Raw genomic sequence first — 26540 nt, 5'->3', positions numbered from 1 at the left:
CGTCGCCGATCCTCGCAGGTGGGGAGGGGCCGTTCCGGTGCCCGGGACGGCCCCTCCGGCGTGCCGCCGTGGCTGTGCCTCGTTGGGGTTTTGCCCGGATCTGCGCAAAATAGGTCAAGAGGATGGGTCTATTCGTCCGGTCCTCGACGTATTCCGGTCCGTACGACGACCGAATTCGGCCCCCGGCTCCGAACCGGTTCCGGATCCGGCCGTTCCGTCCGATCATGGGCTCCGCAGCCCGCGAACGAGGGGAAGAGCCCATGAGCGACGCCGTCCCCCAGCACGGCTTCACCCAGGCCCGGCGCGGTTACGCGCCCGAGCAGGTCGAGCGAGCCCTAGCGGCGCTCACCGTCCAGCGGGACCAGGCCTGGGAACGATTGAGCGTGCTGGGAGCCGGGATCCGGCAGATGGAGGCCCGGCTGGAGGACATCCGCCGGGCCGCCGAGGAGGCGCCGGAGCCCGACTACCAGGTGCTCAGCGAGCAGGCCGCCGGACTGGCCGTGATGGCCGGGAACGAGGCGCGCGCCGTCCGCGACAAGGCCGAGCGCTTCGCCGAGGACCTGCGGGACGAGGTCTACGAGGCCGGGCAGACGCTCGACCGGGAGGCCAAGGAGTACGCCGCCACCACCCGTGCCGAGGCCGACGCCGCCGCCCGCCGCACCGACGAGCGGACCCGCGCCGAGGCGGAGGGCATCCGCGCCGAGGCCGACCGGGAGAGCCGTTCCGCCCGGGACTCCGCCACCGCCTACGCCGCCAAGGTGCGGGTGGCCGCCGCCGAGGCCAGCGAGCTCGCCGAGTCCGAGCTGGCCGGCCGGCGCCGCAAGGCCGACGAGACCTTCGCCGCGGCCCAGGCCGAGGCCGACGCCGAGGACGCCGAGGTCTCCGCGACCGCCGAGCGCCGGGTCAAGGAGGCGGAGCAGCACCGGGAGACCGTGCTGAGCCGGATCAAGCAGCAGGAGGCGGACGCCCAGGCCAAGGCCGACCAGCTGATCGAGCAGGCCCGCCGGGAGGCCGAGAAGATCAACGCGGCGAGCGAGCGCGAGCAGCGCGAGTTCGACGCCCGGCTGGAGACGGTGCAGCAGCACCTGGACCACATCAAGGCCACGCTGGCCTCGCTCACCGGGGCGGCGGTCGGCCAGATCGAGCCCGGGGTGGCGGCCGGTGTGCGGGCGGCCGCGGCCGTGCCGTCGCTTCGGCCCTCGGCTCCGGGGGACGCCGAAGCGGGCGCGGGCGCGGACGGGGGCACGGGCAGGGGCGCCGGCACGGTGCCGGTGGATTCGGAGGCGGACACCGGGGAGATCCCGGTGGCGAACCTGCGGAAGGTCTCGACGAGGGTCGCGGCCCCTTCGGCGGGGCTGGGTTCCACGGCTGCGGGCTCGACCGCGGCCTCGGCTGTGGCTGTGGCTGTGGCTGTGGCGAAGGAGAAGGCGCCGGCGACGACGGTGCTGCGGTCGCCGGTGGTCGGCGGGGGTGGCGCCAAGGCGTCCGCCGAGGAGGCCGTGGTGACCGGCCCGGTCACGCCGGTCGTGCCGGCCGCGATCCCGCCCAAGCCGGCCTCGCCGCCCGTGGCTGCGGCCGACGCGGGCGCCGACGCGAGCGGGGACGGTGGCGCGGACGGCGGGGCCGCGGAGGCCGGTGCCGACGTCGACGGGAAGCCGCAGGACGAGACCCGGATCATTCCGAAGATCATCATCGTGGACGACGGCAGTGACTACGAGACCCCCAACACCGTGAGCTACCGCCGCCGTTGACGGCCCGCTCGGTCGATCCCGCGACCTCCGCGACCTCCGCGACCTCCGCCGCCGCCTCCGGCCGCGCGCCGGGAGTCAGCCGTTCGCCTCGTCCGCGAGCAGCCGGGTGAGCTTCGTGTCCTGGGCCCTGACCGCCTCCTGCTGGGCGGTCAGGGCCTGTGCGTTGCGGTCGATCAGCTGGCGCTGGTAGCCGGCCAGGGCGGCGAACCAGACGCCGGCCAGGTTGCTCGTCGCGGTGCAGTCCGCGTCGGCCCGGGCGGCGGCCAGCTCGGCCGGGGTGGCCTCCGGAGTGCTCTGGTACTTCCGCGGCAGCTCCTCCGGCGCGGTGGCCGGGAAGCCGGCGGACGTCATGCAGGCGGTCCACCGCCCGGTGGCGGCGACCACCCGGGCGTCCTTGGCGGTGGCCGCCGTCGACTCGTCGAACAGCCGGGCGACCAGGTCGGTGCCGGTCGCGGGCGGTGAGCCGAGCCGCTCCGCCGCCTGCCGGTCGCAGTCGACCCGGGCGGCGTCGTACGCCTCGCCGGAGCCCGCCGGGGCGGCGTTCGGGCGGGGGAGCGTCCGCTTCGGTGGGTGGAAGCCCAGGGTGGCGGCGGCCTGCGCCCCGAGGTACCCCCAGGGGCCGGCCGGCAGCGCGGTCGCGTTGTCCGGCGGCTGCGCGGGCTGCAGCCCGTCCCCGGTGAACGCGGCGAAGCCGGCCCGGTGCATGCACGAGACGACCAGCAGATTGCGGGCCTGGATCTCCTTCACGGCAGTCCGGTCGTCGGCCCGGTAAGCGGAGAGGGGGAGTCCGGTCATTCCGCCGCGGCCGGATTCCGGAGCGGTCGGTGAAACGATCTCCGGCGGTGTCGGCGCGGATTCCGTGGAACCCTTGCCGGAATTGTCCGAACAAGCCGTGGATAAAACCGACAGAACAGTCGTGAGGGCAATGGCGGCGAATCGCCCGAATGGGGTTGGACGTAGCAAGCGTCTGCTCCGATCCTCAAGCACGGCAAGCGTGTTGGGACCCTAGCGCATGTCGTCTCCATACGTTCCGGATTGCACCCGGATTGCGCCCGGATCGCCTCCGGATTGTTTCCTTACCGGCCGCCGATCGGTCCGCGAGGCGGTTTGCGGGGCCCGGCTTGGCCGGAAAACTGCTGTCCGGTGCTGCCCGGCCGTGCGAATCTCTGGAGTCGCAACCGCCACCGTTGGAGGGGTTACATGATTCGCCGCACGAATCCTCGGACCGGCCTTCGGAACACAAATGCGAAGGTCCGTCGACCGGGCGTCCTGGCACTTCTCACGGCCGCCGCCGCGACACTGCTCCCGGTGTCCTCGGCGCATGCCGTGAACCGGGTCGACTGCGGGAACCGGGACGATTTCGCGAAGGTGTACAACTACGGCTACAGCGGGCAGCTCTGCTTCGCGAACGACGGCTGGATGGCCGTGCGCGTCTACAACGTCGACCGGATCGACGCCGGCAACAACAAGGTCGTCACCTATCTGGGCGGCGGCCTCGGCTCCTGGACCGTCTTCACCTGGGACCGCTACGACTTCGCCGCCAACCAGGGGTACGAGGTGATGATGTACGACATCAACCTGTCCCGCTGGTAGCTCCCGGCAGGGCCGTGCGCGCGGACCGGAGGGGTGCGGACGTCCGGGAGCGGGCAGGCGTGCGGGGAACGAAGTAGGCCGAGACCCGTGGCGCCCTCCAGGAAAGGGCGCCACGGTTCCCGGCGCTTGGGCGGGCGCCCCCACCCAGGGTCGCCCGGCCTCGCACCTCCGACCCCCATCGGAGGTGCGACAGTGCCGCTGCAGCCATCCCCCACGGTTGGGTGCGGCGGGCACGTTCTCCATGGTGCGCGATCTCCATGGACGGCCAGTGACAGGAGTATGTCCAGTTCGTGGCGGATAGCCGTGCTCGGTCCGGTGCGGCTCGCGGCTGGTTCGTCCACCGGCCGGTCCGGAGCCCCGCCGGGTGGTTCGTCCCCGGTCGTGTTCCTGTCAGCGGCGGGGGCTCCGGCCGCCCCCCGGTGGAGCGTGCGGACGGAAGCGGGCGGACCGGGAGGGGCGCGGACGGAGCGGTACGGGCGGCGCGGTGCGACCGGCGGTTCGCCCCCGCGCGGCCCCGCCGGGGCCGGGTGCCGCGTGCGTGTCCGCGCCGCGGCGTACCCTGGAGACCCCCGGCCGCTCGGCGCGCCGGGCCGTTCGCGTTGCCCTGGCGGGCCTTCGCCGCCCGGGGGCAGCTCCATCCACGGGACGAAGAAGAGACCCCAGATGAGCCTGACCGGACTGCTCGATGTCGTCGCGCGGGACGCGGCGCTCGCCGAGGCGATCGAGGCGGCCACCGCCACCGGAGCCGCGGCCGGCGGCCGCCGCCACCTGGACCTGGTCGGACCGCCCGCCGCCCGACCGTTCGCCATCGCCGCACTGGCCCGGGCGCTCGCCGGGCAGGCCGCCGGGGAGCGGGGCCGGCCGGTGCTGGCCGTCACCGCGACCGGCCGGGAGGCCGAGGACCTGGCCGCCTCGCTGCGCTCGCTGCTGCCCGCCGACGCCGTCGCCGAGTTCCCGGCCTGGGAGACGCTGCCGCACGAGCGGCTGTCGCCCCGCTCGGACACCGTCGGCCGCCGGCTGGCCGTGCTGCGCCGGATCGTGCACCCGCGGGCGGACGACCCGGCGGCCGGGCCGGTGCAGGTGGTCGTCGCCCCGGTCCGCTCGGTGCTGCAGCCGCAGGTCAAGGGGCTGGCCGAGCTGGAGCCGGTGGCGGTCGGTCGGGGCGAGTCGCACGACCTGGAGGAGGTGGCCCGCCGGCTCGCCGCGGCCGCCTACGCGCGCGTCGAACTGGTCGAGAAGCGCGGCGAGTTCGCCGTCCGCGGCGGCATCCTGGACGTCTTCCCGCCGACCGAGGAGCACCCGCTGCGGGTGGAGTTCTGGGGCGACGACGTCGAGGAGATCCGGTACTTCAAGGTCGCCGACCAGCGCTCGCTGGAGATCGCCGAGCACGGCCTGTGGGCGCCGCCCTGCCGCGAGCTGCTGCTCACGGACGAGGTGCGGGCGCGGGCCGCCGAACTGTCCGCCGAGCACCCCGGACTGGCCGAGATCCTGGACAAGATCGCCGAGGGCATCGCGGTCGAGGGCATGGAGTCGCTGGCGCCGGTGCTGGTGGACGACATGGAGCTGCTGGTCGACGTGCTGCCGCTCGGCTCGGTCGCGGTGGTCTGCGACCCGGAGCGGGTCCGCACCCGGGCCGCCGACCTGGTGGCGACCAGCCAGGAGTTCCTGCACGCCTCCTGGGTCGCGGCCGCGTCGGGCGGGGACCGACCGATCGACCTGGAGACGATCGACGTCTCCGCGGCCTCGCTGCGCTCGCTCGCCGAGGTGCGCGAGCACGCCGCCGAGATCGGGCTGCCCTGGTGGTCCGTCAGTCCGTTCGCGACCAGCGGGTCGACCGTCGACGGCATCCTGGAGTTCGACGCCAACACGCTCACCCTCGGCATGCACGCCGTCGAGGCCTACCGCGGCGACACCGCCCGGGCGATCGCCGACGCCAAGGAGCGGCTGGCCGCCGACTGGCGGGTCGTCATGGTGACCGAGGGCCACGGCCCGGCCTCCCGCCTCGCCGAGGTGCTGGGCAACGAGGGCATCCCGGCCCGCCTGGTCGCCGACCTCGCCGAGGCACCCACCCGGGACGTCGTCCACGTCTCCTGCGGCTCGATCGAGCACGGCTTCGTGGACGAGGCGCTGAAGCTCACGGTCATCACCGAGACCGACCTGTCCGGCCAGAAGTCCTCCACCAAGGACATGCGCCGGATGCCCTCGCGCCGCCGCAACGCGATCGACCCGTTGGCGCTCGTCGCCGGCGACTACGTCGTCCACGAGGCGCACGGCGTCGGCAAGTACGTCGAGATGGTGCAGCGCACCGTCCAGGGCGCCACCCGCGAGTACCTGGTGCTGGAGTACGCCCCGGCCAAGCGCGGCCACCCCGGCGACCGGCTGTTCGTGCCGACCGACCAGCTCGACCAGGTCACCAAGTACGTCGGCGGCGAGGCCCCGACGCTGCACCGGCTCGGCGGCGCGGACTGGGCGAAGACCAAGCAGCGGGCCAAGAAGGCGGTCAAGGAGATCGCCGCCGACCTGATCAAGCTGTACTCGGCGCGGATGGCCGCCCCCGGCCACACCTTCGGCCCGGACACCCCGTGGCAGCGCGAGCTGGAGGACGCCTTCCCCTACGCGGAGACGCCGGACCAGCTGACCACCATCGCCGAGGTCAAGTCCGACATGGAGAAGTCCGTCCCGATGGACCGGCTGATCTGCGGCGACGTCGGCTACGGCAAGACCGAGATCGCCGTGCGGGCCGCGTTCAAGGCGGTGCAGGACGGCAAGCAGGTGGCGGTGCTGGTGCCGACCACGCTGCTGGTGCAGCAGCACTTCTCGACCTTCGCCGAGCGGTACGCCAACTTCCCGGTGACGGTGAAGGCGCTGTCCCGCTTCCAGACCGACAGCGAGGCCAAGGCCGTCCTGGAGGGCCTGTTCGAGGGCTCGGTGGACGTCGTCATCGGCACCCACCGGCTGTTCTCCGCCGAGACCCGGTTCAAGGACCTCGGCCTGGTCATCGTGGACGAGGAGCAGCGGTTCGGTGTCGAGCACAAGGAGCAGCTGAAGAAGCTGCGCGCCAACGTGGACGTGCTCACCATGTCCGCGACCCCGATCCCGCGCACCCTGGAGATGGCGGTCACCGGCATCCGCGAGATGTCCACCATCACCACCCCGCCGGAGGAGCGGCACCCGGTGCTGACCTTCGTCGGGCCGTACGACGAGAAGCAGATCTCGGCCGCGATCCGGCGCGAACTCCTGCGCGAGGGACAGGTCTTCTACATCCACAACCGGGTCGAGTCGATCGACAAGGCCGCGGCCCGGCTGAAGGACCTGGTGCCCGAGGCGCGGATCGCCACCGCGCACGGGCAGATGGGGGAGACCCAGCTGGAGAAGGTCGTCGTCGACTTCTGGGAGAAGGAGTTCGACGTCCTGGTGTCGACCACGATCGTGGAGTCCGGCATCGACATCTCCAACGCCAACACCCTGATCGTCGAGCGCGGCGACACCTTCGGCCTCTCCCAGCTGCACCAGCTGCGCGGCCGGGTCGGGCGCGGTCGCGAGCGCGGCTACGCCTACATGCTGTACCCGCCGGAGAAGCCGCTCACCGAGACCGCGCACGAGCGCCTCGCCACCATCGCCCAGCACACCGAGATGGGCGCCGGCATGTACGTCGCCATGAAGGACCTGGAGATCCGCGGCGCCGGCAACCTGCTGGGCGGCGAGCAGTCCGGGCACATCGCGGGCGTCGGCTTCGACCTCTACATGCGGATGGTCGGCGAGGCGGTGGCCGAGTTCCGCGAGTCGCTGGCGGGCGGCGGGGAGCCGGAGGAGGAGCCGCTGGAGGTCAAGATCGAGCTGCCGGTCGACGCCCACGTGCCGCACGACTACGCGCCCGGCGAGCGGCTGCGGCTGCAGGCGTACCGCTCGATCGCGGCGGTCAACTCGGAAGAGGACATCACGCAGGTCCGGGACGAACTCGTCGACCGGTACGGCAAGCTGCCCGAGCCGGTGGAGAACCTGCTGCGGGTCGCGGCGCTGCGGCTGTACGCCCGGCGGTGCGGCATCTCGGACATCACCCTGCAGGGCTCCAACGTCCGCTTCGGGCCGGTGGAACTGCGGGAGTCCCAGCAGCTGCGGCTGAACCGGCTCTACCCGCGCAGTCAGGTCAAGGCGGCGGCCCAGCAGCTCCTGGTGCCGCGTCCGAGCACCGGGCGGATCGGCGGCAAGCCGCTGGTCGGGCGGGAACTGCTGGGCTGGTGCACGGAGTTCCTGTCGGCCATGTTCGACGACCTGGCGGGGGCGAAGAGGTAGCGCCCCCCGGGGGTGGTGCACGGCGGTCTCGGGCTTCGGCCCGGGGCCGTCGTTCTGCGTTCTGTGCTCGGTGTTCCGTTGCTCGGTGTTCTGGTGCTCGGTGCTCGGCGTTCTTGCGCACCGAGTCGGGTGTGCTGTGTACAGGGCTGTCAGCCGAGCTTCCACTGGCCGGTCTGCGGGGCGAAGCCGCTGTCCAGGCCGAACTGGGCCTTGTCGAGCTTTGCGTCCTTGGGCACCTCGAAGGTGACGAAGCCAAGGGCGCTCTCGCCGGGGGCGATGGTGGCGGGGACCTGGAAGCTCGGGCCGGCCTTGGTGTCCGCGATCGTCGTGCCGAAGGCCTGGCCCTGGGCGTCCAGCAGCTTGGCGCCGTTGCCCGGGGCGTCGCTGTAGGCCTTCTTGCCGCTCGCCTTGATCCGGAACTGGACCGCGACGAAGCGCTTGCCGTCGGCCGGGTGGGTGTACTCGTCCGCGCCCTCGGCGTTGTCGACCACCTTCACCAGCGTCACGTCGGCGGTGTCGGCCGGGTCGTTGCCCTTGAGCGCGATGGTGTCGCCGACCTTGGCGGGGGCCTTGGCGGTGTCGGCCGGCTTGCCGGCGTCGGAGCCGGGAGCGGCCGGCTTGGCGGCGTCGGAGCCGGTGGCGGCCGTGGTCTGCTTCGCCGCCGTCGAGACGGAGGCGCCGCCGGTGGAGTTGCACGCCGTCGCGGACAGCGTCACCAGCGCGGCGCCCAGCAGCAGCGCGGCGGTGCGGCGGGTGGTGGGGCGGACGGCGGTGCGGCGGGCGTTCGCGGACATGGGTGTCTCCCGGTGGTCGGTGGTCTTCCCTGCGCCGCCCCCGTTCGGTGGCGACGGAGAGATCACACCACTCGGCCGTGAACAATGTCAACGAGATTTCATAAAAGAGCTCTGTTCACATGTGAACTCGGATCAGAGGGCGCGTCGCTATGCTGTGTGGTCACAGTCGAGGACCCGCTGTGCGGTCACCCCCACCGAAGGAGCCCCCGTGCCGGACCGCCCCGAAGTGACCGCCGTCGAGATCGCCCGACTGGCCGGTGTGGGCCGGGCCGCCGTCAGCAACTGGCGCCGCCGCCACCCCGACTTCCCCCGCCCGGTCGGCGGCACCGACGCCAGCCCGACCTTCGCGCTCGCCGAGGTCGACTCCTGGCTGCGGGCCCAGGGCAAGATCGCCGAACTCCCCCTGCTGGAACGGGCCTGGCAGCTCGTCGACACCCTCCGCGACCCGGCCGGCCACCCCGCCGCCCCGCTGGTCGAGGCGGGCGCCCTGCTCCTGCTGCTGCACCGCGCGCCCGAGCGCTGGACCGAACTCGCCGACCAGCCCGACACCCGGCTCGCCCTCGCGCTGCCCCGGGCCGTGGCCGACACCACCGTTCACGCCTTCGGTCCGGACGGCGCCCGTGTCCTGGGCCTCCCCGGCCTGCTCGGCAGCACCCAGCTGGACCTCGCCCGACTGCTCGCCGCGCTCGCCGCCGAGGCCGGCCCGGCCGGCGCGTACGAGCAGCTGCTCACCCGCCACGCCGAGGCCAACACCCGGCTGCTCAGTCCCACCCCGCCGGAGGCCGCCGAGCTGCTCGCCGCCGTCGCCGGCGCCCCCGCCACCGTGCTCGACCCGGCCGTCGGCCTCGGCGCGGTCCTGCTCGCCCACCCGCCGACCGCCGGCCGCTACGGCCAGGACGCCGATCCGGTCGCCGCCGCCCTCGCCCGGCTCCGGCTCGCCCTGCACGCACCCGCCGACCAGCCCGGCCCGCTCCCGCTCGACCTGCGCACCGGCGACGCCCTGCGGGCCGACGGCTACCCCGGCGCCGCCTTCGAGGCCGTGCTCTGCCAGCCCCCGTACAACGAACGGGACTGGGGCCACGACGAGTTGCAGTTCGACGCCCGCTGGCCCGGCGGTCTCGTGCCGCCGCGCGGCGAGTCCGAACTCGCCTGGGTGCTGCACTGCCTCGCCCACACCCGCCCCGGCGGCCTGGCCGCCCTGCTGCTCCCGCCGACCGTCGCCACCCGCCGGTCCGGCCGCCGCGTCCGCGCCGAACTGCTCCGCTCCGGTGCGCTGCGCGCCGTCATCGCGCTGCCCGCCGGTGCCGCCCCGCCGTACGGCGTCCCGCTGCACCTGTGGGTGCTGCGCGCGCCCGAGCCGGGGGACGACTTCCGCCAGGTGCTGCTGCTCGACGCCGGGGCGGTGCCCCCCTCGACCGTGGTCGCGGGGGCTCCGGCCCCCGAGGGCGGGCGGGACAAGGTCGACTGGCCGCAGCTGCGCCGCGCCGTCCTGGGCGCCTGGCGGGGCTTCGACCAGGCCGCCCGGGAGGGACGGCCGGTCCCGGCCGACCGTCCCGGCGTCCACCGGGCCGTGGCCGCCATCGACCTGCTCGACGACGAGACCGACCTCTCCCCGGCCCGGCACGTCCCGCCCGCCGCCCCGCTCGGCGGCGCGGCCGAACTCTCCCACCTCGGCGGCCGGTTGGCCGAACTCCTGGCCGGGCTGGCCGACCCCGCCACGTTGCTGCCGCAGCCCGGCACCGGGGGCGGTGTGGGAGCCGGTGCGGAGGGCGGTACGGGGGTCGGCGCCGCGCCCGTCGGAGTGGTCACCGTCGGCGAGCTGGTCCGTGGCGGCGCACTGGAGGTGTACTCCTCCGGGGCCGGCGCCGCCACCCGCCCGGCGGGTTCCGGTGCGGGTGGTGCAGGCGGTGCGGGCGCGGAGGGCGTCCTCGTCGTCACGGACCAGGACCTGGCCACCGGCGCCGCGCCCAGCGCCGTCCTCGCCACCGGAACCGGCCCCGCCGGGGACGTCCGCACCCGGCCCGGCGACGTCCTCGTGCCCGCCCTCGGCGGCGGCACCGCCCGCGTCGTCCCCGCCGAGGGCCCGCTGGTCGGCGTCGCCCTCGGCCGCCAACTCCACCTGCTGCGACCCGATCCGACCGCCCTCGACCCCGAGTTCCTGGCCGGCCACTTCCGTTCCACCGCCGGCACCCGGCGCGCCGCCAGCCACGCCACCACCACCGCCCGACTCGACATCCGCCGGGTCGAACTGCCCCGGCTCCCGCTCCCCGCCCAGCGGCGGCTCGGCACCGCCTTCGCCCGCCTCGCCGCCTTCGACACCGCGCTCGGCCAGGCCGCCGCCCTCGGCCGCACCCTCGTCCAGGGCGCGACGGACGCGCTGGCGACGGGCACCCTGGCGCCGCCGGTCGACTGAGCCGGCGCGGGCTCGGCAGCCTGCGCGGCGAGGGCTGACGGCGGCTCAGCGGCGGTGCGGTCGCGGGGCGGTACCGATGCGGCACCGGGCGGACGGAAGGCCTCCGGGGCGGCCGGACCGGGCGGTACGGTGGGCTGAACCGTTCGCACCGCCACCGGTGCCGGTCCTCACCAGCTCAGGAGCGCGCATGTCAGGGCAGTACCCCGGGCAGTTCGGACCGCCGCCCGGCGGCACGCCGTACGGGCCGGGCCCGGTGCCGGGGACGGTACTGGGTGCGGCGCCAGGGCCGGGGGCGGCGCCGGCCCCGATACCCGGCCGGCTCGGGACGCCCGCGCGGGTGGCGTGCGCGGCGGCCCCGCTGCTGACGGTCGGCCTGCTCGGGGTGGTCCCCTCGCTGCTGCTGGCGGTCCGGCGCAGGCGGGCGTACGACATCGCCGGCGCGGTGGTGTTCTGCGCGCTGCTGTTGACCGTGTTCGTCTCCGCCGGGGTCGCGGGCTCCCTCAAGGACCCGACCGCCGACCTCACCGGCCGGATCGCCCTGGTGCTGCTGTGGCTGACGCCGACGGCGCACTTCCTGCTGATGGACCGCCGCGCGGTCTGGGAGGCCGGTCGACCCGCACCGAAGGTGGCACCGCCGTACCCGGCGCCCTACCCGGGGCCCTACCCGGCGGCACCCGTTCCGCCGTACGCGGCGCCGCCCGCTGCGCCGAACTCCTCGCCGTACGCGCCGACCGCGACCACGCCCGAGTACGGCGTTCCCGCGCCGACCGCCGTTCCCGCGCCGATCGCACCCCCGGTTCCCTCCGCGCCCGCCACCCCGGCCCCCGGGACCGCCCACGACCTGCGCGAGCTCGGCGAGTTGCTGCGCCGGCAGGCCCGCGAGGACCGGCCGTGACCCCCACCCGCCTGATCGCCGGCCGCTACCGGCTCACCGAGAAGATCGGCCACGGTGGCATGGGCCAGGTCTGGGCGGCCCAGGACGAACGCCTGCACCGCCAGGTCGCGGTCAAGCTGCTCCGCCCCGAGCACCTGCTCCCCGGCGGTCCCGGTGCCGGCGCCGCCGGTGAACGGAAGCGCCACAGCGACGAGTTGAGCCGCCGCTTCCTGCGGGAGTGCCGGGTCACGGCCGCGCTCGACCACCCCGGCCTGGTCACCGTCTTCGACGCGGGCGAGGACGCGGGCGGGGGCGACGGTGGGGGCGACGGTGGGGGCGAGGGCGGCGGCGAGCTCTATCTCGTCATGCAGCGCGTCCCGGGCGTCAGCCTGGCCGACCTCATCGCCGAGGACGCGCCCTTCCCCATCGAACGCGCGGTCGCCGTCGCCGCTCAGCTCTGCGGCGCGCTGGCCGCCGTCCACGCCATCCCGGTGGTCCACCGCGACCTCAAGCCCAGCAACGTCATGGTCCGCGAGGACGGCCGCACCGTCCTGCTCGATCTCGGCATCGCCACCGCCCTCGACACCGAGACCACCCGCCTCACCCTCACCGGCGTCCCCGTCGGCAGCCCCTCCTACATGGCCCCCGAACAGGCCCTCGCCGCCACCACCGACCCGCGCAGCGACCTCTACGCGCTCGGCTGCCTGCTGCACGAGATGCTCGCCGGCGAGGCGCCGTTCCGGGCGCCCACCGCGCTCGGCGTCCTGCGCCGGCACGTCGACGAACCGCCCGTCCCGCTGCGCGAGTTGCGCCCCGAGGTGCCGCCGCCGCTGGAACGGCTCGTTCTCGACCTCCTCGCCAAGCAGCCCGCCGACCGCCCCGCCGACGCCCAGACCGTGTACGGGCGGCTGCTCCCGCTGCTGCCCCCGGCCGACGGCGCCCCGCAACCCCGCTACACGCCGCTGCCAGACCCGGCCCGGCCGTACCGGTTCCCGCACCAGCCGCAGCCCGCCGCCGTTGCCGCTGTTCCCGTCGCCGCGCCGCCCGTCCGCTCGGAGCCGCGCCCCTTCCTGCGGACGCCCGTCCCGGCGGCGCCGGCCGTTCCACCGGCTCCCGCCACCCCGCCGCCGTCGCTCCCCGACCTGGGCGCCCAGTGCGCCCGCCTCTCCGACCTCGTGGACGCCGGCCGCCACGCCGAGGTCCTCGGTCTCGCCGCCCACCTGCTGCCCCGCGCCGAGGCCGAACTCGGCGACGCCGCACCCCTGGTGCGCACCATCCGCACCATCTACGCCCGCACCCTCCTGCACGAGGGCCACCCCCAGCAGGCCCTCCCCGAGTACCGCCGCCTCGCCGCCACCGCCGACGGCGGCCCGCACGGCCCCCAGGGCCTCGACCACCGCTACCGCGCCGCCCTCTGCCTCGACCACCTCGGCCACGGCGCCGACGCCCTCGCCGAGTACCAGGCCCTCCTCACCGCCCACACCGCCCGCCTCGAATCCGGCCTCGACACCGACCCCGAGCGCACCTACGACCTCCGCGAGCGCATCGGCCTCCACCTCGCCGCCGCCGGCGACCCCCAGACCGCCTGGCAGTGGCTGCTCCCCGTCCTCCTCGAACGCGAACGCCGCGACGGCCCCCACCACCCCACCGTCCGCCGCCTCCGCCAATCCCTCTCCACCCTCCACCCCACCCCCTGGCCCCCACCACCCCGCTGACCCGAGGCCTCCGACCCGTCCCCGCCCCTCCGCCCACTCCCCTGCAGATCGCCCACGGAGCGGGGAGTGAGAGGTCGGCGGTCGTCCGACTTCCTGTGCGCGGGGCGGTGGGGCTTCCGTGCTCGCCGCTGGTGCTCCGGCCTCTTCTGGGCCGTGGGGGATGGCTGAACGGTCGGCCGGGGGCGATCGGGAGTGGTGGCTGTCGGGGTGGGTGGGGTGACGGCCGTGGTGGGGGGTGGTGGGCGGGTAGGTTCGGGGTGTGACGACGAATGTTCCGGGCGCCAAGTTGATTCTGCTGACCACCACCCACCGGGTGGCTCCCGGCTTGCTGGCGTGGCCGGCGTGGGAGGCGCTGCGGGCGGCGGGGCGGGTGCTGGTGGGGGACGAGGGGCATCCGCAGGTGGCCGCGGTGCGGCAGGCCGGGGTCGTGGTGGAGGTGGTGTCGGCCGGGTCGGCGCCCGCGCTGGCCCGGCTGCTGACCGAGCAGCCCGCCGGGGCCGGGGCGACGGTGTGGCTGGGCGGCCCGGACGGGGATCCGGGGCTGACCGACGCGCTGGCGCGGCTGGCGGTGGAGCGGGCGGGCGAGGTGCCGGAGATCGAGGTGCTGCCGGGCTCGTACGACCTGCCGGGGTCGCGGCTGCTGGACCTGGTGACGGTGATGGACCGGCTCCGCTCGCCGGGCGGATGCCCGTGGGACGCCGAGCAGACCCACGAGAGCCTGGTGAAGTACCTGGTCGAGGAGGCCTACGAGCTGGTCGAGGCGATCGAGGAGGGGGACCGGGAGACGCTGCGCGAGGAGCTGGGCGACGTGCTGCTCCAGGTGTTCTTCCACTCCCGGATCGCCGAGGAGCACCCGACGGAGCCGTTCACCGTCGACGACGTGGCCGGTGACATCGTGGAGAAGCTGATGTACCGGCATCCGCATGTGTTCGGGGACGTCGAGGCCGAGGGCGCCGCCGAGGTGGAGGCGAACTGGGAGCAGCTGAAGGCGGCGGAGAAGTCGGACCGCGAGTCGGTGCTGGACGGTGTGCCGGCCGGGCTGCCCGCGCTGGCGTACGCGGCGAAGCTGGTGTCCCGGGTGCGTCGGGCGGGCTTCACGGGCGTGCCGGACGAGCCCTACGAGCTGCCGGCCGAGCTGACGGCGGAGTCGGCGGGCAGGCTGCTGCTCGCGGTGGTGCAGCGGGCCTACGACGCCGGGGTGGACGTGGACGCGGCGCTGCGCTCGGCCGCGCGCGGTTACCGGGACGCGGTGCGCGCGGCCGAGGGGCTCAAGCCGGAGTAGAGCTTCAAACCCAGAGCCTCAAGCCGGAGTAGGACCCCAAGCCGGAGCCAGGGCCCGAAGGCCCGGGCGCTCAGGCCGCCTTGGCGGTGCTGTCGGCCGGGCACCGCTGCGGCGGGACGAGCTCACCGATGGCCTCGCCGACGAGGACGACGAGTTCGGCGAGCCGCTCCAGGTCGAGGTGGTCGGGCAGGTCGGCGAGGGAGATGATCCGCTCGCCGTCCGGGCCCGCGACGGCGAAGAGGTCGATCGGCCCGAGGTGCTTCTCCGCGGTGTCGACGAGGGCGGCGACGTCGCTGGGGCGGCGGATGTCGCCGGACACGCCGACCACGGGGCATCCCGTCCGGTCGAGCTCGGCGGCGAGGTCCTCGGCGATGCCGACGTGCTGGTCGGCGATCAGCATTCCGGCGGCGCCGGCCGCGGCGAACCGGCGGGCGAGGTCGGTGCCCGACCCGCCGTCGAGGACCGCGATGACGACGACTGACCCGCTGACCCGCATGGTCTGCTCCTCCCTGTGGACGACACCGCACCGGCGCCCACGCGTACTGCGGAGGATCGTAGGCACGTCCTGACCCTCCGCAACAGGGATTACCCCTCAGGTGACCAGACTCACGCCCGCCGTGCGGCCAAGAGCTGTCCAAGAGCTGTCCACGGACCGTCCACGGGTCGTCCACGGAGCGTTGGCGCGCCCGTCGCACGCCGTCGACGGAGGAGCCGCGCACCGTTGACGAAGGGGGCGCGCGCCCACCGGATACGGTCGACCCATGCCAGCTCAACCCGACCCCGCCGGGGCCCAGCCCGACCCCACCGCTCCGCAGCTGTTCACCTGGGAGTTCGCCGCCGACCCGTACCCCGCCTACGCCTGGCTGCGCGAGCACGCCCCGGTGCACCGCACCACGCTGCCGAGCGGCGTGGAGGCCTGGCTGGTGACCAGGTACGCGGACGCCCGGCAGGCGCTCGCGGACGGCCGGCTGTCGAAGAACCCGGCGCACCACAGCGAGCAGGCGCACCGCACCGGCCGGGTGGGCATTCCGGGGGAGCGGCAGGCGGACCTGATGACGCACCTGCTGAACATCGACCCGCCGGACCACACCCGGCTGCGCCGACTGGTGTCGAAGGCGTTCACCCCGCGCCGGGTGGCCGAGTTCGAGCCGCGGGTGCAGCAGCTCACCGACCGGCTGATCGACGGTTTCGCGCAGCGCGGTTCGGCGGACCTGATCCACGAGTTCGCCTTCCCGCTCCCCATCTACGCGATCTGTGACCTGCTGGGCGTGCCGGCCGAGGACCAGGACGACTTCCGCGACTGGGCCGGGATGATGATCCGGCACGGGGGCGGTCAACGCGGTGGTGTGGGGCGGGCGGTGAAGCGGATGCGGGCGTACCTGCTGGAGCTGATCCACCGCAAGCGGGCGGACCTCGGGGACGACCTGATCTCGGGTCTGATCCGGGCGAGCGACCACGGTGAGCACCTGACCGAGAACGAGGCCGCGGCGATGGCTTTCATCCTCCTCTTCGCGGGCTTCGAGACGACCGTGAACCTCATCGGCAACGGGACGTACGCGCTGCTGCGCGACCCGGAGCAGCGCCGGCTGCTGCAGGAGTCGGTGGCGCGCGGGGAGAGCGCGCTGCTGGAGACGGGGATCGAGGAACTCCTGCGCTACGACGGGCCGGTGGAGATGGCGACCTGGCGGTTCGCGACGCGGCCGCTGACCATCGGCGGGGTGGACATCCCGGTCGGCGATCCGGTGCTGGTGGTGCTGGCCGCCGCGGACCGCGATCCGGCCCGGTTCGCGGACGAGAACACCCTGGACCTGGCCCGGAAGGACAATCCCCACCTGGGGTTCGGGCACGGCATCCACTACTGCATCGGTGCCCCGCTGGCCCGCCTGGAGGGGCGTGCCGCGCTGGCCACGCTGCTTTCCCGGCTGCCGGATCTGCGGCTCGCGGAAAGCCCGGAGAATCTGCGCTGGCGCGGTGGCCTGATCATGCGTGGTCTGCGCGAACTTCCGGTCGAATTCAGTCCGGAGAGCCGCTCCCCGCACACGCCTCCGCACTCCCCTTATGCGCCTCCGACACACTGACACAAGGTGACGAAACGCCGGACGGCGCACTGACGGAGCGTCGCCCGATCGTCGTCGGGCGGGGTGTGAACAACCATCAACCCGGACATAGCGACTCGGTTGGTAGGCGATCGGGCACGCGCCGTAATTTCTGTGTGATATCGGTGATATGAGCTTGTGATTGGTCTGAGGATCTGTCTAGTCTCCCTGGAGTTCGCAGCTGCGGACCTCGTGCGCGGAACGCCGAATCCTGCCCGCCGCGCACGGGAAACCGACCAGACCCTGGGCAGGGGCGGGGGAACCAGGTTTGTTGCCGTCCCCACGGCTTGGGGTGAAGCCGCCCGAGCGGAATCGTTTCCGCGCACGGCGGCCGGGCCACCTCCCGGTCCGAACCCGACAGCTCACCTCGCAGGCGTGTGGAGAGGGACCTTCATGCTGTTCGTTGGATCTGGCCGTCACCGTCGTCGCACCCAGGCCGAGAAGGCCATCGCCGTCGCCGGTGTGGCCGGCGTCGGACTCGCGATGCCGCTCCTCACCGCCACCGGTGCCTCCGCCGCCCCCGCCTCCACCTGGGACTCCGTCGCCCAGTGCGAGAGCGGCGGCAACTGGAGCATCAACACCGGCAACGGCTTCTACGGCGGCCTGCAGTTCACCTCCAGCACGTGGAAGGCGTACGGCGGCACCGCGTTCGCGCCGCAGGCCAACCAGGCCAGCAAGGGCCAGCAGATCGCGATCGCCGAGAAGGTGCTCGCCTCGCAGGGCCCGGGCGCCTGGCCCGTGTGCTCCAAGAAGGCGGGGCTGAGCAAGGGCGGCGCCCCGGCCGCCGTCGACACCTCCTCGGACGCCAAGCCGCAGTCCGCCCCGCAGCAGCAGACGCCCAAGCGCCAGGCCCAGAAGCCGGCGGAGAAGCCGGTCCAGAACCCGGTGCAGAAGCCTGCCGAGAAGCCCGCCCAGAAGCAGGCCCCCAAGCACGCCGCGCCCGCGCAGGCCGAGAAGCCCGTCGACCAGGCGGCGCAGCAGTACGTCCCCAAGCACGCGGCCCCGCGCGCCGACCAGCCGGCGGCCCCGACCACGCAGACCGGCCACGACTACACCGTCCGCTCCGGTGACACCCTGTCGTCCATCGCCACCGCCCAGGGCGTGTCCGGCGGCTGGCACGCGCTCTACGACGGCAACCGCGGCACGGTCGGCGGCGACCCGGACCTGATCATGCCCGGCCAGGTCCTGCACCTCGGCTGAGCCCGTCCGCACCGGCCCCGGCGGTGTCCGGGGTGCGGAGAGGGGGTCGGCGCCGCCGGCCCCCTTCGTCCGCATTCGCCCGCCCCGGTGGGACAAGCTGGGACAAGCAGGTGAACTACCGGTGGGTAGTGGGGCCACACGCTGAGACGGGACCGAGGCCGACGTGGCCCCGGGAGCCCGGGCGGTTAGGCTCTGGTCCGTAACGACTCCGCAATCGTTCAGCCGGCAGCACCACCGCCGCCCGGACCCTGCTTCCGCAAGGAGATGCCTCGTGCCGTCCATCGATGTCGTCGTAGCCCGTGAGATCCTCGACTCGCGCGGCAACCCCACGGTCGAGGTCGAGGTCGGCCTCGACGACGGCAGCACGGGTCGTGCCGCTGTCCCGTCGGGTGCCTCCACCGGTGCCTTCGAGGCGCTGGAGCTGCGCGACGGTGACAAGAACCGCTACTTCGGCAAGGGCGTCGAGAAGGCCGTCCTGGCCGTCATCGAGCAGATCGGCCCGGAGCTGGTCGGCTACGACGCCACCGAGCAGCGCCTGATCGACCAGGCCATGCTGGACCTGGACGCCACCCCGGACAAGTCCTCGCTCGGCGCCAACGCCATCCTGGGCGTCTCGCTGGCCGTCGCGCACGCCGCCTCCGAGGCCAGCGACCTGCCGCTGTTCCGCTACCTGGGCGGCCCGAACGCGCACGTCCTGCCGGTCCCGATGATGAACATCCTCAACGGCGGCTCGCACGCGGACTCCAACGTCGACATCCAGGAGTTCATGATCGCCCCGATCGGCGCGGAGTCCTTCTCCGAGGCCGTCCGCTGGGGCGTCGAGGTCTACCACACCCTCAAGGGCGTGCTGAAGGAGCGCGGCCTGTCCACCGGCCTCGGCGACGAGGGCGGCTTCGCGCCGAACCTGGACAGCAACCGCGAGGCCCTGGACCTGATCACCGAGGCCATCCAGAAGGCCGGCTACGTGCCCGGCCGTGACATCGCGCTGGCCCTGGACGTCGCCGCCTCCGAGTTCTACAACGACGGCGCCTACCAGTTCGAGGGCAAGGCCCTGTCGGCCGCCGAGCTCATCGAGTACTACGCCGAGCTGGTCGCCGCCTACCCGCTGGTCTCCATCGAGGACCCGCTGGACGAGTCGGACTGGGACGGCTGGAAGGCCATGACCGTCAAGCTGGGCGACAAGGTCCAGCTGGTCGGCGACGACCTGTTCGTCACCAACCCGGCCCGCCTGGCCAAGGGCATCGAGACCGGCACCGCCAACGCGCTGCTGGTGAAGGTGAACCAGATCGGTTCGCTGACCGAGACCCTGGACGCCGTCGAGCTGGCCCAGCGCAACGGCTACCGCTGCATGATGTCGCACCGCTCCGGCGAGACCGAGGACGTCACCATCGCCGACCTGGCCGTCGCCACCAACTGCGGCCAGATCAAGACCGGCGCCCCGGCCCGCTCCGAGCGCGTCGCCAAGTACAACCAGCTGCTGCGCATCGAGGAGATCCTCGACGACGCCGCCGAGTACGCCGGCCGCGGCGCCTTCCCGCGCTTCCGCTCCGCGGACCAGTAAGCACGGCGTGCTCGTCGAGCCCGGCGAGCACGAGGGCCGGGACCGCGAGGTCGCGCCAGCCTGACCGGTGCCCCGCCGTTCACCCCGTAGGGTGGACGGCGGGGCACCGTCGCGACCAGGAGGGGATACGGGAGATGGCTGGCTGGAGGATCCCGGGCTTGGCGGCCCGGCCTCGGTTCACGAGCCGGGCGACCGTCCTCGTCCTGGTGCTCTGCTCACTGGTGGCGATCCTCGCGTACCCCACGCGGCAGTTCATCTCCCAGCGCGCCGAGATCTCCGCCCAGCGGGCGAAGGCCGACCACGCGCGCCAGCAGGTCGAGCAGCTGCGCCGGGACAAGGCCCGCTGGCAGGACCCGGAGTACGTCAAGGCGCAGGCGCGCGCCCGGCTGCACTACGCGGTGCCGGGGGAGACCCCGTACATCGCGGTGGATCCGGCCGGCCAGGCCTCCGCCAGGCCCTCCTCCTCCGCGGGTGCCCCCGCCACCGGTGCGGCAGCCGGTCAGGCGAACGCCGCCAAGCCCTGGTACGCCGGTATCTGGGACTCGGTCGACGCCGCCGACCGCGCCGCGCCGGCCCCCGCCACCCCCCTTCCGCTCCCACCGTCCTCCGTTGGAGACACCTCCCCCCATGACCACTGAGAACCACCCCACCGTCTCCGACGCCGACGTCGCGGCCATCGCCGCCCAGCTCGGCCGGGTGCCGCGCGGCCTGCGCGGCGTGGCCCACCGCTGCCCCTGCGGCAACCCGGACGTCGTGGAGACGGCGCCCCGGCTGCCGGACGGCACGCCGTTCCCGACGCTGTACTACCTGACCTGCCCCAAGGCCGCCTCGCTGATCGGCACCCTGGAGGCGGAAGGTGTGATGAAGGACCAGACCGCCCGGCTCGCCGAGGACCCGGAGCTGGCCGCCGCCTATCAGAAGGCGCACGAGGACTACATCGCCCGGCGCGACGCGATCGAGGTGCTGGAGGGCTTCCCGAGCGCCGGCGGCATGCCGGACCGGGTGAAGTGCCTGCACGTGCTGGTCGGCCACTCGCTGGCGGCCGGAGAGGGCGTCAACCCGCTGGGCGACGAGGCGATCGGCATGCTGGAGGACTGGTGGGCCAAGGGCCCGTGCGTCTCCCCGGCCGAGGTGCAGGCCGCCGGTGAGCGGGTCACCCGCAACCGCGCCAAGGACCAGGACCACGAGGCCGTGATCGCCGCCAAGCAGCAGAAGACCGCCGAGCGCGCCGCCAAGAAGCGCGCCGCGGAGGACGCCGAGCAGGACGCCGAGCAGGACGCCGAGCAGGACGGGACGGCGCAGGACGCCGACGGGCAGCGGGAGTCGCAGTGACCATGACCCGGGTGGCCGCGATCGACTGCGGCACCAACTCGATCCGGCTGCTGGTCGCCGACCTCGACCCGGAGACCGGGGAGATCACCGACCTCGACCGCCGGATGATCGTCAACCGGCTGGGCCAGGGCGTGGACCGGACCGGTCGTCTGCACCCCGACGCGCTGGCCCGCACCTTCGCGGCCTGCCGGGAGTACCAGGCGATCATCGCCGGTTTCGGCGTCGGCCCGGAGCGGGTGCGCTTCGTCGCGACCAGCGCCTCCCGGGACGCCGAGAACAGCGACGAGTACGTCAAGGGCGTGCGCGACGCCCTGGGCGTCGAGCCCGAGGTGGTGAGCGGCGAGGAGGAGGCGCGACTGTCCTTCCTGGGCGCCACCAAGGAGCTGACGGGTGACCGGTTCCCGGCCCCGTACCTGGTCTTCGACCTCGGCGGCGGCTCGACCGAGTTCGTCCTCGGCGCGGACGACGTGCAGGCGGCGCGCTCGGTGGACATCGGCTGCGTGCGGCTCACCGAGCGGCACTTCGGCGGTGCCGAACTGCCCTCCGCGGAGCAGGTCGAGGAGGCCCGGGCGCACGTGCGGGCCGAGCTGGACAAGGCCGAGGAGGTCGTCCCGCTGACCGGCGCGGCCACCCTGGTGGGCCTGGCCGGGACGGTCACCACGGTGTCCGCGATCGCCCTGGGCCTGCCGGACTACGACTCGGCGGCGATCCACCACTCGCGGATCAGCCGCGAACGGGTCGCCGGGATCTCCCGCGAGCTGCTGGCCGCGACCCACGCCGAGCGCGCGGCCATCCCGTCGATGCACCCGGGCCGGGTGGACGTGATCGCGGCCGGGGCGCTGGAGCTGCTGGAGATCATGGACCGGACCGGCGCCGCCGAGGTGGTCGTGAGCGAGCACGACATCCTGGACGGGATCGCCTGGGGTATCGCCTCCTGACCTGCTGCGGGGCTTACCCGACCGGCCCCGGCGCCCCTTTCGGGGAGCCGGGGCCGGGGCGCGCCCGGGCGCGTGCGAGAAAGTTCGTGAATTTCTTCACATGACGATCGGGCCATTCGCCGCACAGACTCGCCCGCTACGTCCGAATTGTGGGACCGAAGGCTTCCCGGTCGCCCGGCTCGCTGGATCGCAGGCCAGGGCTCGTTCAGGGTTTGAAAATCGGAATCACATGCGGGAACCCGGGCCCCGTACGGATCGTTGCTGCTCAGCAGGGTGGTGCTCCGGCGCACGTTCACGAGGGGGCGTGAAGGGGTGTGAGCACCCGTGCCGGGGCCGGATTTGCGGCCGCGTAGTGTAGCACGGGGTGTCCATGAGCTTGTGACCGGGCTCACGAAGGCTGCTCCGGACGGTACTGGATACTTTCGGATATGAGCACCACGGAGCGTCCTCGCATCCTCATTGTCGGCGGTGGTTACGTCGGCCTGTATGCCGCGATGCGCATCCTCAAGAAGATGCGCTACGGCGAAGCGACCGTCACGGTCGTGGACCCGCGGTCGTACATGACGTACCTGCCCTTCCTCCCCGAGGCGGCCGGCGGCAACGTCGCGCCCCGCAACCTCGTCGCGCCGCTGCGCAGCGCCCTCAAGCAGGCGGAGGTGCTGACCGGGTCCGTCACCGGCATCGACCACGCCCGCAAGGTCGCCACCATCCAGCCGGCGGCCGGCGACAGCTACGAGCTGCCCTTCGAGTACCTGGTCGTCGCGACCGGCTCGGTCTCCCGCACCTTCCCGATCCCGGGTCTGGCGGAGAACGGCATCGGCATGAAGACGGTCGAGGAGGCCATCGGCCTCCGCAACCACGTCATGGCCCAGCTCGACAAGGCCGAGTCCACCACGAACGAGGAGGTCCGCCGCAAGGCCCTGACCTTCGTCGTCATCGGTGGTGGCTTCGCCGGCATCGAGACGATCGCCGAGATCGAGGACATGGCGCGCGACGCCGCCAAGCTGTACCGGACCGTCAGCCGCGACGACATGCGCTTCGTGGTCGTCGAGGCCGCCAACCGCATCCTCCCCGAGATGGGCCCGGACCTCGGTCTGTGGACCAAGGAGAAGCTCGAGGAGCGGAACATCGAGGTCTACATCGAGACCTCGATGGACTCCTGCGTCGACGGCCACGTCATGCTGAAGAACGGCATGGAGATGGACGCCGCCACCATCGTGTGGACGGCCGGCGTGAAGCCCAACCCGGTGCTGGCCGAGTTCGGCCTGCCGCTGGGCCCGCGCGGCCACGTCGACGCCGCGCCGACCCTCCAGGTCCAGGGCTTCGACTACGTCTGGGCCGCCGGCGACAACGCCCAGGTCCCGGACCTCGCCTCCGGCGAGGGCGCCTGGTGCCCGCCGAACGCGCAGCACGCCTGCCGTCAGGCCGTCGTCCTCGGCGACAACGTCATCTCCGGCATGCGCGGCTTCCCGCAGAAGGAGTACAAGCACAAGAACCTCGGTGCGGTCGCCGGTCTCGGCCTGCACAAGGGCGTCGCGATCCTCTTCGGCAAGTACAAGCTGAAGGGCCGTCCGGCCTGGTGGTTCCACCGCCTGTACCACGGCGCGATGGTGCCGACCTTCAACCGCAAGGTCCGGGTCTTCACCGACTGGACCCTCGCGATGTTCCTGAAGCGCGAGATGGTCGGCCTCTCCCAGATGGAGAAGCCGCAGCTCCCGATCCAGGAGGTCACCCCGCCCACCAAGCCCGTCGAGGCCGCCAAGCCGGTCGCCGACAAGGAACTCGCCAGCAAGTAAGCGACTGAGACCCCGGTGTGGGAGCACCGGGGTATGAGTCGGAGGCCCTCCGCCCGGCAGTGTTGCCGGACCACGACCTCCGTGGTGCTCAGCCGGCCGTGCGACCGGGCGGAGTACAGCAGTAGAGGAGCCCCTGCCGAAATCCTCCGGCAGGGGCTCTCTGTGTGACCGGGACCGGTCGACGGGTGTCAGTCGGTCTTGATGCTCGACAGGATGTCCAGCTTGGAGGCCCGGCGGGCCGGCCAGATCGCGGCCACCAGGCCGACCACCCCGGCCAGCGCCAGGAACATCGCCAGCTGGCCGTACGGCAGGACGGTGGTCAGGCCGGACAGGGTGGACTTCAGGGTGCCGTTGATCGCCCAGGCGATGAAGCAGCCGAGGACCAGGCCGATGCCGGCGCCGAACACCGAGATCACCACGGACTCCAGACGGACCATCCGCTTGATGCCCCGGCGGTCCAGGCCGATCGCCCGCAGCATCCCGATCTCGCGCTTGCGCTCGAAGACCGACATCGCCAGCGTGTTGACCACGCCCAGGATCGCGATCAGGACCGCCATCCCGAGCAGGCCGTACATCAGGTTCAGCGCGAAGGTGATGGTCTTGCTGAAGTCGTCGCGGACGTCCTGCTGGGACTTCACCTCGATCACCGGGTTGGCGCCGGTGGCGTCCTTGAGCGACTGCTTGAGCGCGCCGGTGGCGCCGTCCTTGCCCTTGACCAGGACGTCGGCGATGTACGGCTTCGGCTCGTGCTTGGTGATCTCGCTGTTGGCCAGCAGGACCGGGCCGAGCATGCCGCCCGTCTTGTACACGCCGCCGACGGTGAGCTGCCCGGTGGTGTCGTCCGGGTAGGAGACGTTCATCGTCGTGCCGGTGGTGACCTTGAACTTCTTGGCGACGTCCTCGTCCACCAGCAGCTGGCCCTTGCCGAGCGCGGCGGCGGAGCCGCTGGTCAGCTGGATGTCGACCAGCTGGCCGAAGCTCGCCGTGTCCAGGCCGGTGACCGCCTTTCCGGTGCCGTTCAGCTCCCAGTAGGTACTGGTCAGCGGCGAGGAGGCCGCCACCCCGGGCGCCTTGGCGATCTGCGCGGGCACCTGCTCGGAGAGGCTCATGCCGTTGGCGGCCGAGACGACGTAGTCGGCCTTCATCGTGCTGGTGACGGCCCGGTCCACCACGGCGTTCACCGAGGCGCCGATCACGGTGAGGCCGCTGACCAGGGTCAGGCCGATGGTGAGCGCGGCGGCGGTGGCCGCCGTCCGGCGCGGGTTGCGCACCGCGTTCTGCTGGGCGAGCTTGCCGGGCATGCCGCCGAGGCCGCGCAGCAGCGGGCCGAGCAGCGCCACCACCGGGCGGGAGAGCAGCGGCAGCAGGACGAACACGCCGATCAGGGACAGGAAGGCGCCCACGCCGACCGGCAGCCGGCCGTCGGTGTTGCCGGTCGAGGCGCCGTAGCCGATCAGGGCCAGGCCGCCGGCGGCGAGCAGCGAGCCGATCGTGTTGCGGACCACCAGGCTCTTGTGCGAGGTGGGCTGGTCACCGCTGCTCATCGCGGCCACCGGGGCGATCCGGGCCGCCCGCAGGGCCGGCAGCAGGGCCGACAGCACCGTCACCACGACGCCGACCACCAGGGTCACCGCGATGGTGAGCGGCTTGATCACCAGGGCGCCGCTCGGCATGCTCTCGTTCAGACCGACGATCAGGGACTGCATCCCCGCGCCGATCCCGACGCCCGCGGCCAGGCCGGCCACCGCCGAGACGGTGCCGATCGCCAGGGCCTCGACCAGCACCGAGCGGGTGACCTGCTTGCGGCTGGCGCCGATGGCCCGCAGCAGCGCGAGCTCCTTGGTGCGCTGGGCGACCAGCATGGTGAAGGTGTTGGCGATGATGAAGATGCCGACGAAGAGCGAGATGCCGGCGAAGACCAGCAGCATGGTGCGCATGCTGCCGGTGTTCTTGGCGACCTTGCTCTGCTCGTCGGCCTTGAGCTTGGTGCCGGTCTCGACGTCGAACTGGCGGCCGGCCGACACCTTGGGCTGGACCTGGGCGAGCAGCGCCTCCTCGGAGGTGCCGGGCTTGGCGGTGAGCACGATGCCGCTGTAGCGGCCCGGCTCCAGGAGCAGCTGCTGGGCGGTGGTGCGGTCGAACAGGGTGAGCGTGCCGCCGGTGTTCACCACCGGGTCGTCGGTGGTGAAGACGCCGGTGAGCTTCGCCTCGATCACCGGGCCGTTGGCGGCCACCCGCACGGTGTCGCCGACCTTGTAGCCCGCCTTCTCGGCGGTCTTGCGGTCGAGCGCGACCTCCTTGCCGTTCTTCGGGCCCTGGCCCTCGGCCATCGGGTAGCGCGGGTCCTTGCCGTCCTGGCCGGGCGCGAAGTTGGCGCCCTTGGCGGCCCAGAACTGGCCGATCAGGTTGCCCTGCCTGTCGGCGACGCCGGTGAAGCCGCTCACCAGGCCGCGCGCGGTGGCGGTGCCCGGGAGGGCGGCCAGCTGCTGGACGGTGGCGTCGGTGAGCGCGGCCGAGCCGCCTTCGCTCTTCTGCTTGGCGGTCGCGTCGGAGCCGGCCGCGCGGTCCACCACCTGGACCGAAACGTCCGAGTAGCTCTTGGAGTTGCTGTCCCGCATGGCCTTGCCGAAGGTGTCGGAGAAGACCATGGTGCCCGCCACGAAGGCGGTGCCGAGCATGACGGCCAGCGCCGTCATGAGCAGTCGGCCCTTGTGGGCCAGCACGTTGCGCAGTGCGGTGCGATACATGGGGTGTCCTGGGAAGGTCGGTGGGCGTGCTGCGGGGCTTCGGGGGTGCGGGCGCGTGGGGCCGCGGGCTGTCGGGCCCTGACCGGTGGTGGCCCTAGCTGGTGCGGCCCTTGGCGTCGAAGCGGCGCATGCGGTCCAGGACGGTGTCGGCGGTG

17 protein-coding genes, 1 pseudogene and 1 riboswitch are annotated in these 26540 nt (G+C 73.3%); of the genes and pseudogenes, 14 read left to right on the top strand and 4 right to left on the bottom strand.

Translation table 11 applies throughout. The features are described 5' to 3' along the window. Positions 1–260: 260 nt before the first annotated feature. The gene (locus tag AB0Q99_RS33485) at positions 261–1751 is read left to right on the top strand and encodes a hypothetical protein (protein ID WP_363577897.1); all 1491 of its coding nucleotides are present in this window, start codon (positions 261–263) and stop codon (positions 1749–1751) included. A 75-nt stretch (positions 1752–1826) separates the two neighbouring features. Here the strand turns inward: AB0Q99_RS33485 and AB0Q99_RS33480 are convergent, their stop codons facing one another. Then, entirely contained in the window at positions 1827–2546 is a 720-nt protein-coding gene (locus tag AB0Q99_RS33480) for a hypothetical protein (protein ID WP_363577895.1), read from the bottom strand. A gap of 513 nt (positions 2547–3059) precedes the next feature. Between AB0Q99_RS33480 and AB0Q99_RS33475 the strand changes: the two genes are divergently transcribed. Beyond that, a complete protein-coding gene (locus tag AB0Q99_RS33475; RefSeq protein WP_363577893.1) occupies positions 3060–3344 on the top strand; it encodes a beta/gamma crystallin domain-containing protein in 285 nt (94 codons plus the stop codon). 663 nt (positions 3345–4007) lie between these two features. Beyond that, complete coding sequence (mfd, locus tag AB0Q99_RS33470) at positions 4008–7637, top strand: transcription-repair coupling factor (RefSeq protein WP_363577891.1); 3630 nt, start codon at positions 4008–4010, stop codon at positions 7635–7637. 149 nt (positions 7638–7786) lie between these two features. Here the strand turns inward: mfd and AB0Q99_RS33465 are convergent, their stop codons facing one another. Continuing rightward, positions 7787–8431, bottom strand: a complete 645-nt coding sequence (locus tag AB0Q99_RS33465) for a DUF4352 domain-containing protein (RefSeq protein ID WP_363577889.1) — start codon at positions 8429–8431, stop codon at positions 7787–7789. Between the two features lie 208 nt (positions 8432–8639). On the opposite strand from AB0Q99_RS33465, the gene AB0Q99_RS33460 reads away from it, so the two are divergent. The 4 genes from AB0Q99_RS33460 to AB0Q99_RS33445 all read left to right on the top strand — a co-directional run bounded on the left by AB0Q99_RS33460 (position 8640) and on the right by AB0Q99_RS33445 (position 14715). Next, on the top strand, positions 8640–10844 hold the full coding sequence (locus AB0Q99_RS33460) for an N-6 DNA methylase (protein ID WP_363577887.1): 2205 nt from the start codon (positions 8640–8642) through the stop codon (positions 10842–10844). A 187-nt stretch (positions 10845–11031) separates the two neighbouring features. Beyond that, positions 11032–11739: a hypothetical protein gene (locus AB0Q99_RS33455; RefSeq protein ID WP_363577885.1), complete on the top strand. Its 708-nt coding sequence runs from the start codon at positions 11032–11034 to the stop codon at positions 11737–11739. Then, positions 11736–13433 (top strand): serine/threonine-protein kinase, encoded by a 1698-nt coding sequence (locus tag AB0Q99_RS33450; RefSeq protein WP_363577883.1) that lies wholly within the window; start codon positions 11736–11738, stop codon positions 13431–13433. Before AB0Q99_RS33455 ends, AB0Q99_RS33450 begins: the two co-directional genes overlap by 4 nt. A 259-nt stretch (positions 13434–13692) precedes the next feature. Beyond that, positions 13693–14715 carry a MazG family protein gene (locus AB0Q99_RS33445; RefSeq protein ID WP_363577881.1) on the top strand — a complete coding sequence of 341 codons (1023 nt, stop codon included), beginning with the start codon at positions 13693–13695 and terminating at the stop codon, positions 14713–14715. A gap of 70 nt (positions 14716–14785) precedes the next feature. Here AB0Q99_RS33445 and AB0Q99_RS33440 read toward each other — a convergent pair whose 3' ends face one another. Further along, complete coding sequence (locus AB0Q99_RS33440; RefSeq protein ID WP_363577879.1) at positions 14786–15211, bottom strand: SDR family NAD(P)-dependent oxidoreductase; 426 nt, start codon at positions 15209–15211, stop codon at positions 14786–14788. Between the two features lie 265 nt (positions 15212–15476). On the opposite strand from AB0Q99_RS33440, the gene AB0Q99_RS33435 reads away from it, so the two are divergent. From AB0Q99_RS33435 to AB0Q99_RS33405, 7 genes and pseudogenes are all read left to right on the top strand, one after another. After that, positions 15477–16793, top strand: coding sequence for a cytochrome P450 (locus tag AB0Q99_RS33435; RefSeq protein WP_363577877.1), 1317 nt, complete (start codon positions 15477–15479; stop codon positions 16791–16793). A 242-nt stretch (positions 16794–17035) separates the two neighbouring features. Then, a riboswitch (cyclic di-AMP (ydaO/yuaA leader) is annotated at positions 17036–17203 on the top strand. A 1-nt stretch (position 17204) separates the two neighbouring features. After that, positions 17205–18011, top strand: coding sequence for a transglycosylase family protein (locus AB0Q99_RS33430; protein WP_363577875.1), 807 nt, complete (start codon positions 17205–17207; stop codon positions 18009–18011). A 271-nt stretch (positions 18012–18282) separates the two neighbouring features. After that, positions 18283–19572: a phosphopyruvate hydratase gene (gene eno, locus AB0Q99_RS33425; protein ID WP_363577873.1), complete on the top strand. Its 1290-nt coding sequence runs from the start codon at positions 18283–18285 to the stop codon at positions 19570–19572. A 158-nt stretch (positions 19573–19730) separates the two neighbouring features. After that, positions 19731–20210, top strand: coding sequence for a septum formation initiator family protein (locus tag AB0Q99_RS33420; protein ID WP_363577871.1), 480 nt, complete (start codon positions 19731–19733; stop codon positions 20208–20210). Beyond that, a pseudogene (locus AB0Q99_RS33415) lies at positions 20182–20697 on the top strand (DUF501 domain-containing protein); the annotation flags it as partial. The gene AB0Q99_RS33420 and the pseudogene AB0Q99_RS33415, both read left to right, overlap by 29 nt. Before the next feature lie 209 nt (positions 20698–20906). After that, complete coding sequence (locus AB0Q99_RS33410; RefSeq protein ID WP_363577907.1) at positions 20907–21842, top strand: Ppx/GppA phosphatase family protein; 936 nt, start codon at positions 20907–20909, stop codon at positions 21840–21842. Positions 21843–22270: 428 nt separating this feature from the next. Next, a complete protein-coding gene (locus AB0Q99_RS33405; protein WP_363577869.1) occupies positions 22271–23638 on the top strand; it encodes an NAD(P)/FAD-dependent oxidoreductase in 1368 nt (455 codons plus the stop codon). Positions 23639–23826: 188 nt separating this feature from the next. Here the strand turns inward: AB0Q99_RS33405 and AB0Q99_RS33400 are convergent, their stop codons facing one another. Further along, positions 23827–26385 (bottom strand): FtsX-like permease family protein, encoded by a 2559-nt coding sequence (locus AB0Q99_RS33400; RefSeq protein WP_363577867.1) that lies wholly within the window; start codon positions 26383–26385, stop codon positions 23827–23829. Positions 26386–26540 lie beyond the last annotated feature (155 nt).

It is taken from the genome of Kitasatospora sp. NPDC086791 (genome assembly GCF_040685975.1).
Classification (GTDB): domain Bacteria; phylum Actinomycetota; class Actinomycetes; order Streptomycetales; family Streptomycetaceae; genus Kitasatospora.
This window is presented reverse-complemented; position numbering and strand designations above follow the sequence as displayed.